A 16,134-nucleotide genomic window follows, 5' to 3' on the forward strand; every position below is an offset into this window, starting at 1 on the left:
ACTGCTTAGCGATAAGTAAAGTCTTCTCTGTCTAACGTGAGCCAGCGACTGTAGTGGGGATCATTCATCAAGGTGTCTCCCCAGGTTTCTTTCATGTAATTGATTTCACTCTGGAAACGTGCTTGCTTTTCAGGACTGTCTTCCGGACCGCGACTCACAGATTCATGGTGGATAAGCTCTGCATAAGGCGTCCAGAGATTTCGATACCCCGCTTCACGCACTTTCAAACAAAAATCAACATCGTTAAATGCGACAGTTAAGTCTTTCTCGTTCAACCCGCCGACTTGTTCAAACACACACTTGCGTACGGCCAAACAAGCCGCCGTCACAGCACTCAAATTTTGAACGATCTGCAGGCGTTTAAAATAACCGGGGTGATCACCAGGGAAATACTTATGTGAATGACCCGCCACACCGCCTAATCCAGTGATGACACCCGCATGTTGCAAACGGCCATCGGGGTAGAAGAGCTTGGCGCCAACACAGCCAATGTCAGGTCGAATCGCATGGGAAACCATTTCACGCAACCAGCCTGAATGGATGGCTTCCACATCATTGTTAAGCAATAGCAGTACTTCACCTTGCGCATGCGTTACCGCAAAGTTATTAATCGCGGAATAGTTAAACGCATCATCATAATGAAGCCATCGAATTTTACGTTCCGCTTCCAGCTCTGAAAAGAATTCAATCGCGGCAGGTTCATCGCTTTGATTGTCGACTAACAATATCTCAAAGTTTTTGTAGTCGTTCTTCTCATATAATGAGTCAATACACTGCTTAACCAGCGCATGACCGTTTCGTGTTGGGATAATGATGCTCACAAGGGGTGAGTCGTCAGGTATTGGCCAGCACACTTTATAAGTATTGGCCAGTCGCCCCATCTCTACCGTTGCGCCCAAGCCTTTCACTCTGTCTTGGAGTGCTTTCAGGCCAGCAGTTTCTGCATAGCTTTTCTCTGACTCAGCAAACGCTGTTGAGCCTGGCAGAGCGCGCCAATGGTAAAGCACATAAGGGATATGCACTATACCTTCACCTTTGCAGTGTTCCACCGCGCGAAGTAAGAGGTCATAATCCTGGCTGCCCTCATAGCCTTTCCGAAAGCCGCCAATCGCTTTTAATAAAGATGTCTTATAAATCCCCAGATGAGAAATATAGTTATGCGAATATAATAAATCCGGATTCCAATCGGGTTTGAAGTGTGGTTGCACCCGATGACCATTGACATCCAGTTTATCCTCATCGCTGTACAAAATATTTGCACCCGGATGATTCTGTAAAGCATGAACAACCATTTTTAGCGCATGCATCTGTAATACATCGTCCTGGTCAATTAGTACCACATAATCTTCTTCAACGACAGACAAACCAGTATTTGAGGCTTCAGATATATGACCATTTATTTTTCTATATATTACTTTAATACGATTGTTACTTTCAATTTTCGAAAGGTATGAATTATGCTCACTTCCACTTGATGCATCATCAATTAAATACAAAACAAAATTCGTATAACTCTGATAAATAATAGAATCAACCATCCTACCAAGATGGAAAACATCAGCGTTATAAACTGGACATAGAAAGGCAAAAGTATGTTCACTCTTATTAACTTTCATTTCTGAAAGTCGACATCTCTGTAACTCAAGTATGTAATTATAGCTATCAATAACAGGAGGAAATAGCCCCCGGTAAAGCCTTGTGGCCCATGTAAACCTCTTTAACTTGGCAATTAAAAAACTCTTTGCCAATTTTAAAAAAACAGCCATCCTCCCCCCCTAACAAAATGGCACAGACAATAAAACAAGTGGTGGTCATAAACCACCACATTTTCAACATCATCATGCCTAACAACATATAGTTATTATTCTTTCGATGTATATTCTTGTAATTTCTCTTTAATAAATGCGCCATCCGGTCTTAGATTGTGGGCCATTTGCATCATTAAAGTGGACTTAAAAGTATCAAATTCCTCCAGCAAAATAGCTGAATCCCGGAGCAAATTAACACATCCATCAGATACAACCTTACCAACAGTCTGAAAATAAATTTCCTTCGCCCTTAGAGCATCATCCTCACTTGATATTTTTTTCATTTTTCTATCTACTGTTACATGTCCATCGTAGATGAAATTAATTAACCGCTGGTAATTATAAACAACCTCATTATAATTAGTCTTAAATTTAACACAGACCTGATCATCTAACCCAGCATAAACTTCCCGAAGATATTGGTTTTCCTTTAAGATATCTAAAACACTATCATTAATATCTTTTACTTTAAGCTGTTCTATGACAACCTTCCTTTTCGCTCTAGTATCATCAGCATTAGTTGAACCGCCATTCATTTGTATGACATCATTACCCAAATTGTGCCATGTGTTTGTCTTTTTCGCTGTAATTCTTGACAGAGCCTGCTCAAAATAATCATCTCGAGTTAAATAAATCAAAACTACTTTATCATAAGTTTTGTTTAGAAACAGAAGGTAATCATTGAGATTAGTTCCTTCAAATCCTAGCCCTTTACTTAGCATTAACATAGCTTCATCAAGGTAATTCGCCATTAATTTCAGGCCGAAATTTCCTGATTTGTCATGACATCGATTATAAAACTCATCTTTATTAAAATCTCGACCATCTAGGTAATCAAGCAAGTGTTCATCTGGATTCCCCATGCATTGTGTACTTGCTAAATCCTTACAAAGCAAAGTACTACCAGAACGCTGGGTCGACAATATAATAAATGCTTTTTTCAACATAATTACTTCCTAATAAAATCCACTTACTTTCGCTTAATTAAATTTGTTATCGCACAATTGAATTCTTTATCATTGGGCCATAACTTCAATAAAGTTTTAGATGAGCTTTTCAATTTATCAAAATCATCATCCAAGAGCTTATCAAATGACTTGTACATTGACTCGACATTATTAGGTTCAAATAGAAAACCATTAACACCTTCAACAATCATCTCTTTGGCTCCAAACAATGCCGTTGACATTAAAATCAAATTATGGGACGACGCTTCGAGTAAAGTTATTGGAAAGGACTCCATATTAGAAAACGAAATGAAAATATCAGCTTTTTCGTAGTACGGACTTACTTCCGGAGTTTCATCTATTATTTTTAATTTCGAAAACAAATATGTTCTACTTTCTAAAGCCGACTTGATTTCGTTCGCGTATTGGTCATTACGTGCTCCAACAAGGGTAAATGTTGCTGGTATTTCTTTCTTTTCGAAATAATCTAAAGCATCAAAAACCATCTTCTGGTTTTTACGTTCACAGACCGAACCCACTGTTACAAAATTATAACCCTGTGTCTTAATTTTATTTTGAGTGAGGTCTTGCTCTACAAAATAATTATATAAAATCGTCCAATTTGAATCATTTAGCAAATATCGGTATACATTCACAGTATAACGTGAAACAAAAACATTAAAATTATTCTTAATCGACAAAGCGGACTGATCTACCCAATACCCACCAAAATGACATAAATGATGATCAAATGACTCACTTTCATGGATGTAATTAATCTGTTTGCATTTCAGACCAGAGGTAACGGGATATAAAGCTGCGCTACAAATGACAGTATTTGCTATCACCAGTGATATATCATGTTGTTGCAACCACATGCTTACGGCCGCTCTGCGGTTGCTGTTGGTAAAATAGTCCCACCCACAAATATGTATATTATCTGCGAAGCTTTGATAATCTCGTAAACGTTCGCCACCTTCCAATGCAAGAATTGAAACATTGAAGCCACTATCACTCAATACTTTGGCTGTATCATAAGCAATACGTGAAGCACCTTCAAGCTTCATGTTGTGGGTAAACACAACAACATTTTGATTTCTATAGTCAAATGTTGGGTGTTGATTTGCATACAGAAAATCACTGGATTCAGGATCAAGTATTAACTGAATTCGCTTTGGTATAACCTTCTGCGCATATTCACTGAATCTGTGACTTATTTCGACTTCCTCTTTTGGATTATCATTGCCGAGACCCGTCCCACGAGTTGCACCTTCGATATGTACAGCACTAATGTGATTCATTGATATAGTGTGTAAACCTGACTCATTTAATCGATAGCCAAGGTCCACATCATTATAAGCAATTGCAAATTTTTCTTCATCAAAACCTTTCATTTTAAAAAATTGCTCTGCTCGAAGCATTAGACATGCTCCGGTGACAGCATCACATGTGAGCGGCATTTGATTAATGTCAGCATATTGAAGCCCACGACCATATAAACCAGGAAGCTTATTTCGGTGTATCCCACCGAAAATGCCTCCATTTTGTACAACATCAGATGGCCATTTTAAAACAGGAGCAACTGCACCAATTATATTAAACTCTATATATGCAGTAAGACGAATCAACTCATCTTTTGAGATAAGTAAATCATCATTAAAAAAGAGTAAGAATTTAGTTTTAGCATATTTTTTTGCAGCGGTATTACAGATTTCAGCAAAAGAAAAATTAACACCCTTTGGAAAGAAGTGTTCTATAATTTTCGGTTTGTTTTGAATATCAAGATTTTCTAAGATAATCGATTTTTCTTTTTCGAAATCTGTGTTATTTAATGCAACAACAATGTTAAATTTATTTTCACCTAGTTTATTAAGCGCCGATACAACCAGTTCTCCAGATCTTGATGGTATAATAATTGTCACATCTTGATCAAGTGCCTTGTGCTTATCCTCAAATCGGGATAATACCTTCGAAACGAACTCATCATATTGGTAAAAATCAACTTCAGATGAATGATGCTTGATGTTCGAGCATTTTAAATAATTTTCTAACTCGATCACAACACTGTCGATTGATTGCATATCAAGGGTTGTTGATTTAAAGAAAGCACCAAAAATATCATTCAGCTTTGTAATTTTATTTTTCATTAACTCGCTTCTCGTTAATAGACTCAACAACAGAGTTCAAACCAGATTGCCAACTAGATTTCATTGCATCCAGATCCGGTGAGATATAATATGATGTGGCATTTGCGAATGAGTCTTCATTTTCAACACCTACAAACATTTTACAAAATTCAAAATCTGGAATAGTTAGGTATTCTAAAATATTATTAAATGACTTTTCTTCGATATTTAAATACTCGCCATTTTTCTCTTTATATTCCACGATGAAATCTACTACATCGTCTTGAATTCTATTAACAATTCCCTTGATTCTTTCTTCGTTTTTGTTAACCTTCCGAATTAAACGCCCGGATTTTTCGAAATAATGTGCACTACCTATATTCTCATCACTAAATAATGCTTCCAAAATAGGAATAACCTGACCGTACTTTTCTAGTTCAATATTCTCATTGATTGCATCGTACTTATGTTTGAATACCATATTCGAAAATGTTGCAAAATAAACCCAGCTAACATCAGCGTTTGGAAGCAACTTTGTAAATGCTTTTGCACTTGTTCCACGATATCCAATATCAAATGCAATATATTTATTATGATCTACTATATTATGAGAACTCAAATAGCTTTGATAAAGACCTCTCTGCTCTTGACAATATGGAATTATTTTTTCATAAAGTGCCGTTTTTAACGTCTCATTTTTATCAATCATTTCATCAGAAAGTTGAGATATTTTTCCTTCGACACTAAATCCTAATCGGTTTTTAATTTTTCTACCGATAGTTGTAGAGAAGCCATCCCGATTAAAGCATTCATCAATATCATTAAAATCTTCAATTATAGAAGCGAAATTTAAGCTTCGAGAGTTACTCAACTCAGGTATATTTACATCGTATAGCGCATTGTAACTACGTTTTAACAGGTAGCCATCCCGTCCTAAGGTAAATATATTCGTACCTTCATCTAATGATTTAATGCTATGTAAATATTTTGTCAGAGATATCATCGAACTCGCAAGAATTGGAGCAATTATTGAATTTTTTTCGATAATACTCCTCTTGATTTCTTTCCTGATTAAAATATCAGAATTTACAACTAAATCTATATATTTCCTTAGCTTAGTTTCATTAATTGTAGGAATTCTTATCGCTTGATCAAAATATTTACTTGCGTTTATATAGTCAGAGTAATAATTATCACCAATCATATAAACATTCTGAAAGTTCCTTCTATCCAAAATCTCAAAAAAGTGGTCATAAAGCTCACTAGAATGCTTACACAATGAACTGTCACCAGAAACAGTCATTCTTTCAGAAAATCTATCTTTGAATATCGGTGGTAATATATTAAGCAATTCATTTTTTGTTAAATGGAAATCACTTATCAGATGAATCTCATGTCCATAAGCTTCTAGCTTATCCAAGAAATCAAACACTGATTGTCTAACTTTTATTGAATTTTTTTCTTCTTCTAATTCAAGAAGCATCAAATGTTCAGCAATCTCTTCAGAAAACTCAATTTCAGCGTAAATATCCTTGAGTAAATACTGCTTTGAGCCGAATTTACTTTTACAACGTGTTTCTGCTGCGATGCGTTTTGCACCAAACCCCCAATGCTTACTTTTTAATTCTACAATAGAAAAGATATCTTCTGGATTGAATACTTCACGATAGATCAACGTATCAAATATATCAAAGCAGAAAAGCGATTTCTCTTTGGTACAAGGTTCAAAATAAAAATTCAAGAAATATTCCAAATCCGATTCTTCAGCTTTGTCCCTCATGAACCCAATTATAGATTCATTTTCTTCTAAACTATTTAGAAAATCATATCCATATTTGTTCTTGTACTTAAAAAATACAGAAGAAAAATGTCGATATCTACCTTCATTTATTCCGAAGTTAATGAAATGACTATAGGCTTCTTCGTTTGGAACTGTCTTTAAATCCGAATATGACTCTTTGTACACCTTTGAACAAAATAGGGTTTCATTCTTACAATAGCAATTATTTTCAGCACTACTGGGAAGTCTATATATTGAAGAAAAATCTTCAATTTTCTCATCAATTCGGCTACAAACTCGCCCCTCATTTTTCCCATAAACAATATAGTGATAGAATGGGTTCAATCCTGAATTTAAGACATCATCATTATTCTCTAAATAGTATTTAGTTGAAAAGTATTTAGATGGGTCATACCTCAGAGAAACACCAGTTTCCAAATAATGATTAATTGGATCGATACGATTTTCAATACCATATTTTCTTCTATAAAAATCGGCATCAAATAAACCTGATTCTTTTATAGTATTATATGCTTCTTTTTTATTTCTTATACTTCTAAAAAAACTAAATATCATAGTAAAACTGTCCACCACTGATTATTATCCAAATACCATTCAACCGTCTGGCGAATACCAGATTCAAAAGACTCAACGGGTTTATAACCTAATTCGTTATTGGTTTTTGTTGCATCTATTGCGTAGCGGCGATCGTGTCCTGCTCTATCGGTCACATAGGTAATCAGTGATTCAGATTTACCTTGAGCGGCTAACCTTGCTTGCGGGAATTTGGTCAGAAGTTCTGAATTGGCCTCGCTCGTGAAGTATTCATTCATTAGCTGACAAACGACTTTAACAATATCGATATTAGCCCATTCATTGTGGCCACCAATATTATAATTCTCACCAATACGGCCTTTTTCAAGCACTAAATCAATACCGCGGGCGTGATCTTCAACATACAGCCAGTCGCGAATTTGCTGGCCATCGCCATAAATAGGCAGTGGCTTATCATGCAAAATATTGGTGATAATAAGCGGTATCAGTTTTTCGGGAAAGTGAAAAGGGCCGTAATTATTTGAACAGTTTGACGTCGTGACTTCCAAGCCATAGGTGTGGTGATAAGCTCTCACCAAGTGATCGGAAGCCGCTTTACTTGCTGAATAAGGCGAATTAGGTGCATAGGCCGTTTCTTCTGTAAAGGCAGGATCATGTGGCTTTAGTGTGCCGTACACTTCATCTGTGGAGACATGGTGAAAACGGTGCTTCAGCGGTGCTTCACCTCGTGATTTCGGCTCATCGATCCAGACTTTTTTGGCAGCCTTCAGTAAACTGTGTGTACCGATAATATTGGTTTCAATAAATGCATCTGGGCCAGTAATGGAACGGTCGACATGGCTTTCAGCCGCAAAATGGACGATGGTGTCGAGTTGATATTCCTTCAACAGGGTTTCAACCAAGTTTGTATCACAAATATTTCCGTGTACAAACACCAAATTCGGGTGCTCGGCTACAGAGGCAAGGTTGGCCTGATTACCGGCATACGTCAGTGCATCAAGAACAACCACTTTATCGTCAGTATGGTTAGCCAACCAATAGTGCACAAAATTGGCACCAATAAAGCCGGCACCACCTGTCACTAAAATATTACTCGTTTTCATTCTTTTCTCTCATTTAAACTGAATATTTTAATTAATTGTTTTCATTTCTTCTAACATGGTTGAAAGCTGTTGTCGCCAGTGCAGCGCCCGACCGCACGAGGCTGTTTCTGCTGCGGTTTTATCAATCACACTGAAGCTCGGACGTTTAGCGGGGGTAGGATAATGACTTGCTGGAATTGGAATTACCGGGATTGCCTTCGCTAACAGCCCCTTTTCAATAGCCAGCTCCTGGATAGCAATGGCAAAATCATACCAGGACGCCACTCCGGCATCAGTCCAATGAAGCAGGACTGGTTTTTCACTTCTGTAATCAGCACAGAATGAACTACCTGATTGTTCAACCAGACGCCAAATCATCTCTGCCAACCCTTTGGCCCAGGTGGGTGTACCAACTTGATCCCACACTACACCGAGTTGTTCTTTTTCTTGCATCAAGCGAAGCATGGTTTTCACAAAATTATTGCCATGCACTGAATACACCCAGGCTGTGCGGATAATCGTTGCGTTACCACCTAAAATAGCCGCAATTTTTTCTTCGCCGGCCAGTTTAGAAGCACCATAAACACTTAAAGGATTAGTCTCGTCGTCAACCTGATAGGGTGTGGTTTTGCTGCCATCAAATACGAAATCCGTTGAGATATGGATCAGCTTTGTGCTCAGCTCTTGACAAACAATTGCCAGGTTTTCGCTCCCCAACGCATTGACCGCATAAGCTGCTTCTACATCGCTTTCTGCTTTATCAACCGCGGTATAGGCTGCCGCATTGATAATCAGATCGGGTTTTTCATTGCACAGGGTGTCCCGAACCGACTCGCGGTTTGTAATATCCAGTTGCTTTGAGCTGAAACTGACGATATGCATCGTAGACGGGGCTGTGAGACTCAACTCAGTGGCCAGTTGCCCGCCGTGCCCGGTGATAATCACTTTTTTCATTGCAGGTATACCTTATTCGAACACAGGGGCTGCCAAGAACGCCAATCCGGCTTCGTCTTTTCCTGAAAGAGATGGCATACAATCAGGCAACAGAGGCCACTCGATATTCAAGGTAGGATCGTCCCACTTGATCGATATTTCCGCGCTTGGATTGTAAAAATCGGTGCACTTGTAGACGAATTCAGCAGTTTCACTGACAACATAAAACCCATGGGCGAACCCTTCCGGTACCCATAATTGCCGCTTGTTTTCTGCAGAAAGATACACCCCAACCCATTGACCAAAGGTCGGCGATTGTTTGCGCATATCAACAGCAACGTCAAACACTTCTCCCTGTGTCACCCGGACTAGTTTTCCTTGCGTATTCTCTGTTTGGTAGTGAAGGCCACGCAATATTCCTTTACCAGACTTGCTGTGGTTCTCCTGAACAAAGGTTCTAGGACAACAGTTTTCGTTGAACGTTGTTGTACGGAAGGTTTCCATAAAGAACCCACGTTCATCACCGAAAACTGTTGGTTCAATAATTTTCACATCTGGGATCGCGGTTTCAATAAACTTCATACAGGCCTCAGTGACTCGAATACACTTTGCTGTCCAGCAGATTTAACAAATACTGGCCATAGCCAGATTTCTGTAAGGGAATGGCAATATCACGCAGGGTGGATTTATCGATATAGCCCATGCGATAAGCAATCTCTTCAGGACAACACACTTTGAGTCCCTGGCGTTTTTCAAGAGTTTCAATAAAATGTGCTGCTTGCAGTAAACTGTCGTGCGTACCGGTGTCTAACCAGGTGGTACCACGACCCATGATCTCGACAGTGAGTTCTTTCTCTCTGAGGTAAGCGTTGATCACATCAGTGATTTCAAGCTCTCCACGGGCAGAGGGTTTAACGTTTTTGGCATACTCGACAACTTTGTTGTCAAAGAAATATAAACCAGGGACAGCGTAATTCGACTTCGGGTTTTCCGGTTTTTCTTCTATCGATAAAGCTTGACGGTTGTCATCAAATTCAACCACGCCATACGCCTTAGGATCAGCAACATGATAGCCAAATACAGTTGCACCTTCATCTTTTTGGCAGGCCCGGCGGAGTGAAAGGGAAAGGTCGTGACCATAAAAAAGATTATCCCCCAAAACTAACGCAACATTATTATCGCCAATGAACTCTTCACCCAGAATAAATGCTTGCGCCAGACCATCTGGTGAAGGCTGAACCACATACGTAAACTTAACGCCCCAAAGCGCACCGTCACCCAATAGTTCCTGAAAACGAGGTAAGTCCTGTGGCGTTGCAATGATGAGCATGTCACGAATACCTGCCGCCATCAGGGTTGAGATCGGGTAGTAAATCATGGGCTTGTCGTAAACAGGCATTAGCTGCTTACTGACCACTTTTGTCAACGGGTGCAAGCGCGTACCCGATCCCCCCGCCAAAATAATTCCCTTACGTTCAGTTTCAAATCTGTCAAGGTTTAACATAGCCTTTCTCGTTGTTTACGTTATTATTTAAGTTCATTGACGGTTGCAATGACGATTCGCCCAATCCCATACAGCAAGAGCAATAATGCGGTGAAAAGTGTAATATTATACGTTTTTCTTGGGTATTGGTTTTCATCCGGCAGTGTTGGACTTTCCACAACAACCAGATATTTCAATTGTCGGTAAGCTTCAATACGCGACTTCTCCAATGAAATTTTCGACGACGTATAAGCTTGTAAAGCCAGTTCGAGGCCAACTTTCAATTCTGCATACTTTGCCAGTATTTCGCCAACTGACAAATTGTTGGGTATGACTTGATCAATAGCCTGGCTTGCCGATGCGGAAACGTCAGTATCCTTGTCATGGTGTGACAACCGTCCCCTTTCCTGCTTCAGCTGCAATTCAAGTGCCTGAATCTCATTCTTAGCCGCAATTACCTGTGGGGCCCGTGCATTCATAATCGATTCAAGGGCATTTAATAAAGAACGCTTTTCCGCGAGCTGAGCTTCTAATGTATAGGCGATTTGCTGTATTGCTATGCCTTCAGCTTCTGGATCCAGCAAGTTGTTACGCTGTTGAAATTTTAATAATTCACGCTTGGCCATTGCCAATTTATTTTCAACACGAACATGTTCGCCTTGTATAAACGACAATTGAGACTCAGCAAGGTCGTGGCCTATCTTATTAATATACCATTCAGTACGATTAACAATTGCTTTAGTTAACTGCTGAGCATATTCAGGTGTAAAGCCCTGTGCATTAACTTGTATAACAGAAGCTTTCTCATCAATATCAACCGTTACTTTATGCCGAAAGTAATCATAGAAGTCTTCTTTAGAATAATTATTGTCTAACCGTGAATAGAAATCGATATTTTCACTGAGAAAATGCGAGGAGAGCTTCAGCTCTTGATTCAGATAATCCAGCATATCTTCTGAATATATGTATGCTCTCGCTAGCTCTAAGTCAGAAGATCCGGGAACTGATACCCCAAACCCGGAAAGCAGCGCCATAGATGCATCCATGGTTGCCATTGAATCTGGCTGCTTGATGATCAATTTGGCTCGACTCTCAAAGCGTTCAGAAGCTATCACGATTTGATAAATAGCAAAGAGCATCACAGGTAAGATGACAATCCAAAACAGTGCTGAGTGCCTTACCCAGTCCACTAGGTTCGCTTTTGGATCGGATTGCTTTAACGCTGGTTCTCTCTCGGTTTGATGCTCCGATTGAATTCTGGGTACTTCGCGCTGGCTTTCACTTTTCTTAAGGTTTGAGACTCGCAGCAAAATTCTCTTCGCAAGCTCTGCATCTGTTTGCTGTAAATCTTCCGCTTTTTGAGTTAAAAAGGATGGATTTTCCCACTCAGCCTGACTCACTGTTTGGCGAATGGCGTGGAATCGCTTCTCTAAATTTTCTTTTTGTTGTGTTGCCGCTTTCGTCAGATTAGTAATCCGTAAACGGATTCGATTCGCTAAAAGCGGATCCTGGGCATCTAACTCGCTCGCTTTGGTTGCTAAAAAATGTATATCGCGCCATTCTTTAACCGAGGTTTCTTTTCGAAGTGAATCAAACCGTTGTTCGACTTGTTGAGCCTCAGTAAGTGAAGCTCGTTTTTCACTCTTATTCGCTGTTATTTGATCGGACATAAATTACTGCGCCTGATACACTTTAATTCCCTCTTCTAAATCAGGGAAGTAAGTCAAATTACCTTTATCTATAACAATTGCACTGTCGCAGAACTCACGGAGTTCCGGCATATTATGGCTAACCATTATAACGTTTGCGGACCGACTGCGATTCAGTAGAGACTCTTTAGCTTTATTTCGGAACTTCGCATCGCCGACCGATGTTACTTCATCAATTAAGTACACATCAAAGTCGATGGCGACAGAACAGGCAAAAGCTAATCTGGGCCTCATTCCGCTGGAATAAGTTCGCACCGGTAGATCAAACTTCACGCCTAATTCAGAGAAATCCAGAACCTTTCGTTCATAAGCATCGAGGTCTGCAACACCATTCACTCGACCAATAAAGCGCGTATTTTCTCTTCCTGTCATGGCCGGGTGTAACCCCGTCGCTAATGCTACAGGCCATGAAATATTTAACTCTGTAATGATTTTCCCTTTATTCGGATATTCACTCTTTGCCAGTAGTCTGAATAATGTGGACTTACCCGCGCCATTTTTACCTAAAATTGCAATATTTCTATTGGAAGGAATATCAAAATTCAGGCCATTGAATATAAATTGCTTACCTAAGTCCGATGGATAGAACTTCGTCAAATTTCTCAATAAAATCATCTGCTTATTACCTGTTTCCAAGAAATAGTATACACAGACAAGGCAACGAAAACAGACAAAACTGCCATTGCGCAGAGGTACTTGAAACTGACAGCAACTGCACCATAGTTGCTATACGCAGCCTGACGCGATAACTCAATGGCTTGAAGAATTGGATTCCAGTTAAGATATGGCCATACCTCTGGTCCAAAATCTTGTAGTGAGAAAAAAACTGCAGAGATGAAAAACAGGGGCCTGGTAAAAACTGTCCTTATTCGTCCAAACTCCGGAATAAATCCCTGAATCATAGAAAAAACAATACCGACCGAGCAGGCAATAACAGCCAATAAGAAAAAACAACTGATTAATATCAATAAATTATCACCACGGATATCAATATTGAGAAAATACATTAATACAATCAAAACAAACACGACAAAAAGCTTGACTAAAATTTCAAACAAAGCTGTCGCAAGATAGGCACTGATCGGCTGTACCTGCCTGAATGCAAAGAGCGATTTATTTTTATTCAATGACGTTGATGTTGACTCCATAAGCGTTAGAAACAGTTGGACTAAAACCATTCCATGAACCATGAAAACGAAGGTTGGCATTCCGTGTGTTTCCCCACCTTCGATCAGCCCTCGTATATACGAAAGCGCAAAGATAAATGAAAGAGGGTTTATAATGGCCCAACTGATACCAAATTTGTCATTGAACCCTGTGCGAATTTCACGGATGAACAGGGCAAAGATGACATCCCGCCAAACTTGAAGTTTATTTCGCTTTAATATTGACGCCATAAAAAATCAGGAAAGCACTGCCAAGTGCAATGCTTCACTTCTCCATCAGTTCAGTACAACGTTAGCGGCAACAGCAATCTGATAAATAATTTGAGTGATGTCTTTCACAGCTTGCATTGTTTTCGCATCGACTCTAGGCAGTATCAGCAACTGATCTCCAGGTTTAAGCTGCGCCTCTGAACCGAACTCAATCAAACCATTTGCACGTACAATCAGTGGGCGCTCATAATTTGCACGCTCAGTATAGCCACCGGCCCAAGCAATGTAGTCCTTCACACTTGCATCTGGGTTATACACTAAAGCTTGCGGCATAATCACTTCACCACCAACCTGGATGAGATCACTTTTTGGTGGAATAACAACAACATCACCCTGCTCTAGAAGAATGTTCGCCACAAGCTCATTGTCAGATACGACGACTTTACCAAGCGGTTCAATTTTTCGGGCTCGCTCAGTGAACCTAAGTACCATTTCTGCTTCTCTAGCACGAATTGTGGCTTCTCCATCAGACGACGCTGGTGCAGTAAAAACACTACGTTCTAAACGTTGTAATGACTGCTCAATCATGTCTTTTTGACGTTCAGCAACACTTTTACGCAATATGTAAATGGAATGATAATCGGCCAAATCTTTTTCTATTCCGATATGCGCCAGTAAGGTATGGAGCCGTGTTCCCTTGCTCAACGCATAATAAGACGGACCTAGGTAGCTGCCACTAATCTGTACATCCAGCACTTGCGCACGTAAATCATCATTAAAAATTAACTTATCGCCATCTTGCAATTTGAATGACTTAAACTTATCGAACGGCAGGTAGATTGAAAAAGGCTGACTTCGTCGTGTTCCTACTATCCCAACGTGGCTGACCTTTGCAAATGGCTTAGCGAGGGATTCAATTTCTGCGCCAGTAATATTTTGTCCCTGAATTTCAAAACGAAATGGATTTTTCACTTTGCCAGAAACTGAAACTGTCGGCTGTTGCTGCTCAACCAAGATGACATCACCATCTTTGAAGTTAAAACCTACTAACATTCCCTTTCGAAGAAACGCATATAGATCAACTGTTGATATTACCTGTCCTTTTCTAAGTACTTTGATATTACGATAGCTACCACGTTCAGAATCAACACCGCCAGCACGTTTTAAGTAGTATAAAACACTATCCGCAGAGACACCTGCATATTGCCCAGGGCGAACAACTGCACCTGAGACATACACGCTCACCGGTGTTGCCGTTAATAAATTGACATATATATTAACGCTTTTTTTATAAACAGTACGTATCTTTTCAGTGACAACAACATTAATCTGGCTTGCCTTAACATTCGCAACCTGAATAGGCCCAATATTAGGTAGAAATATATTTCCTTGATTATCAACAGTCACAACTTGGGCCAAATTAACTGCCCCCCACAACCAGATAGATAATTTATCACCAGCCGCAATTAGATAATCATCGTTTAAGCCGTCAAAACGTTCCGTTTCATAACCACCTGCAAAAAGGTTGGCCCCATACGGCGGTGGAAAGCTCTCACCAGACGTTGGTAATAAGTCTGATGCTGCAGCTTCACCAGGTAGCAGCAAACCGGTCCTGGGTTGTGGCACGTACTGCTCAACAGGCACACCATTCGTGGCGGGCGCATTACTACCTTCAGCTAACGATTGTAATGATAGGCTATTATTTGGTACTTCAAATGATTGCAACTCATCGGCATAAGACAATGCGGAAAACAAGAGTCCAGCCGTTAATATTAGTGTTATTGATTTTAATTGGGAATAGAAAGGATACATATGCTATCAAAATTCTACTTATAGAATGCCTTTTCAAGAACATTCTTTGGAATGTCATTACCAGTGTCTGTAGTCGAAATTACTGGGGTATGGGTTTCCGTGATTAGGTCAAACCTATCCAAACTATCGACCAAAAACCAGTTACCGTTATCGCTACACGCAACACGTTTAGTTTGCTCAAAACCAGAATTTGTAATTTCTAAAGTTCGGCATGGCATGCCCAATGCGGAGTAGTAACGTGAACTGACACGTAACACTTGGCCATTGCTTAACGTTATTTGCTGTTTGTTACTGTTTAATGCCGTAACAACTTCAGAAGAAAGCACTTTTTTGCCTTGCACTGTTACCGATTCATTGACCAAGTTAGTTGTTGCTTGTACAAAAGGAGGACGAGTAGAACAACCACTCAGAGATGCTAAGATCACGGCTAAGATGAAACTAGACAACTTATCTTTAATAACCATTAATTACCTGATTTGATTGCCATATGGGAGAATCCCACAAAAGTAATTTTTGTATTGAC

13 protein-coding genes are annotated in these 16,134 nt (G+C 39.6%); all 13 read right to left on the minus strand.

Annotated features, from left to right (window positions below):
* Positions 1–5: 5 nt before the first annotated feature.
* Positions 6–1,766 carry a glycosyltransferase gene (locus LN341_RS11265; RefSeq protein ID WP_234203326.1) on the minus strand — a complete coding sequence of 587 codons (1,761 nt, stop codon included), beginning with the start codon at positions 1,764–1,766 and terminating at the stop codon, positions 6–8.
* A 95-nt stretch (positions 1,767–1,861) separates the two neighbouring features.
* Positions 1,862–2,755, minus strand: coding sequence for a Stf0 family sulfotransferase (locus LN341_RS11270; RefSeq protein ID WP_234203327.1), 894 nt, complete (start codon positions 2,753–2,755; stop codon positions 1,862–1,864).
* Positions 2,756–2,778: 23 nt separating this feature from the next.
* Positions 2,779–4,902 carry a glycosyltransferase gene (locus LN341_RS11275; protein WP_234203328.1) on the minus strand — a complete coding sequence of 708 codons (2,124 nt, stop codon included), beginning with the start codon at positions 4,900–4,902 and terminating at the stop codon, positions 2,779–2,781.
* Entirely contained in the window at positions 4,892–7,237 is a 2,346-nt protein-coding gene (locus LN341_RS11280) for a hypothetical protein (RefSeq protein ID WP_234203329.1), read from the minus strand. Before LN341_RS11280 ends, LN341_RS11275 begins: the two co-directional genes overlap by 11 nt.
* A complete protein-coding gene (gene rfbB, locus LN341_RS11285) occupies positions 7,234–8,319 on the minus strand; it encodes a dTDP-glucose 4,6-dehydratase (RefSeq protein WP_234203330.1) in 1,086 nt (361 codons plus the stop codon). The genes LN341_RS11280 and rfbB overlap by 4 nt, the downstream gene beginning before the upstream one ends.
* A 27-nt stretch (positions 8,320–8,346) precedes the next feature.
* Positions 8,347–9,252 carry a dTDP-4-dehydrorhamnose reductase gene (gene rfbD, locus LN341_RS11290; protein WP_234203331.1) on the minus strand — a complete coding sequence of 302 codons (906 nt, stop codon included), beginning with the start codon at positions 9,250–9,252 and terminating at the stop codon, positions 8,347–8,349.
* Between the two features lie 12 nt (positions 9,253–9,264).
* Positions 9,265–9,813: a dTDP-4-dehydrorhamnose 3,5-epimerase gene (gene rfbC, locus LN341_RS11295; RefSeq protein WP_234203332.1), complete on the minus strand. Its 549-nt coding sequence runs from the start codon at positions 9,811–9,813 to the stop codon at positions 9,265–9,267.
* A gap of 7 nt (positions 9,814–9,820) precedes the next feature.
* Complete coding sequence (gene rfbA, locus LN341_RS11300; RefSeq protein WP_234203333.1) at positions 9,821–10,735, minus strand: glucose-1-phosphate thymidylyltransferase RfbA; 915 nt, start codon at positions 10,733–10,735, stop codon at positions 9,821–9,823.
* Between the two features lie 23 nt (positions 10,736–10,758).
* The gene (locus LN341_RS11305; protein WP_234203334.1) at positions 10,759–12,384 is read right to left on the minus strand and encodes a lipopolysaccharide biosynthesis protein; all 1,626 of its coding nucleotides are present in this window, start codon (positions 12,382–12,384) and stop codon (positions 10,759–10,761) included.
* 3 nt (positions 12,385–12,387) lie between these two features.
* Positions 12,388–13,038, minus strand: coding sequence for an ABC transporter ATP-binding protein (locus LN341_RS11310; protein ID WP_234203335.1), 651 nt, complete (start codon positions 13,036–13,038; stop codon positions 12,388–12,390).
* Entirely contained in the window at positions 13,035–13,820 is a 786-nt protein-coding gene (locus LN341_RS11315; RefSeq protein ID WP_234203336.1) for an ABC transporter permease, read from the minus strand. The genes LN341_RS11310 and LN341_RS11315 overlap by 4 nt, the downstream gene beginning before the upstream one ends.
* Before the next feature lie 45 nt (positions 13,821–13,865).
* Positions 13,866–15,611, minus strand: coding sequence for a polysaccharide biosynthesis/export family protein (locus LN341_RS11320; RefSeq protein WP_234203337.1), 1,746 nt, complete (start codon positions 15,609–15,611; stop codon positions 13,866–13,868).
* A gap of 14 nt (positions 15,612–15,625) precedes the next feature.
* Positions 15,626–16,075 (minus strand): hypothetical protein, encoded by a 450-nt coding sequence (locus LN341_RS11325; RefSeq protein ID WP_234203338.1) that lies wholly within the window; start codon positions 16,073–16,075, stop codon positions 15,626–15,628.
* Positions 16,076–16,134: the final 59 nt, after the last annotated feature.

The organism is Photobacterium sp. TLY01, assembly GCF_021432065.1.
GTDB lineage: Bacteria > Pseudomonadota > Gammaproteobacteria > Enterobacterales > Vibrionaceae > Photobacterium > Photobacterium halotolerans_A.

What these genes read in the sequence shown, in the direction of transcription:
- LN341_RS11265 (WP_234203326.1), bottom strand. Translation starts at nt 1,766, where the DNA reads ATGGCTGTTTTTTTAAAATTGGCAAAGAGTTTTTTAATTGCCAAGTTA.
- LN341_RS11270 (WP_234203327.1), bottom strand. Translation starts at nt 2,755, where the DNA reads ATGTTGAAAAAAGCATTTATTATATTGTCGACCCAGCGTTCTGGTAGT.
- LN341_RS11275 (WP_234203328.1), bottom strand. Translation starts at nt 4,902, where the DNA reads ATGAAAAATAAAATTACAAAGCTGAATGATATTTTTGGTGCTTTCTTT.
- LN341_RS11280 (WP_234203329.1), bottom strand. Translation starts at nt 7,237, where the DNA reads ATGATATTTAGTTTTTTTAGAAGTATAAGAAATAAAAAAGAAGCATAT.
- rfbB (WP_234203330.1), bottom strand. Translation starts at nt 8,319, where the DNA reads ATGAAAACGAGTAATATTTTAGTGACAGGTGGTGCCGGCTTTATTGGT.
- rfbD (WP_234203331.1), bottom strand. Translation starts at nt 9,252, where the DNA reads ATGAAAAAAGTGATTATCACCGGGCACGGCGGGCAACTGGCCACTGAG.
- rfbC (WP_234203332.1), bottom strand. Translation starts at nt 9,813, where the DNA reads ATGAAGTTTATTGAAACCGCGATCCCAGATGTGAAAATTATTGAACCA.
- rfbA (WP_234203333.1), bottom strand. Translation starts at nt 10,735, where the DNA reads ATGTTAAACCTTGACAGATTTGAAACTGAACGTAAGGGAATTATTTTG.
- LN341_RS11305 (WP_234203334.1), bottom strand. Translation starts at nt 12,384, where the DNA reads ATGTCCGATCAAATAACAGCGAATAAGAGTGAAAAACGAGCTTCACTT.
- LN341_RS11310 (WP_234203335.1), bottom strand. Translation starts at nt 13,038, where the DNA reads ATGATTTTATTGAGAAATTTGACGAAGTTCTATCCATCGGACTTAGGT.
- LN341_RS11315 (WP_234203336.1), bottom strand. Translation starts at nt 13,820, where the DNA reads ATGGCGTCAATATTAAAGCGAAATAAACTTCAAGTTTGGCGGGATGTC.
- LN341_RS11320 (WP_234203337.1), bottom strand. Translation starts at nt 15,611, where the DNA reads ATGTATCCTTTCTATTCCCAATTAAAATCAATAACACTAATATTAACG.
- LN341_RS11325 (WP_234203338.1), bottom strand. Translation starts at nt 16,075, where the DNA reads ATGGTTATTAAAGATAAGTTGTCTAGTTTCATCTTAGCCGTGATCTTA.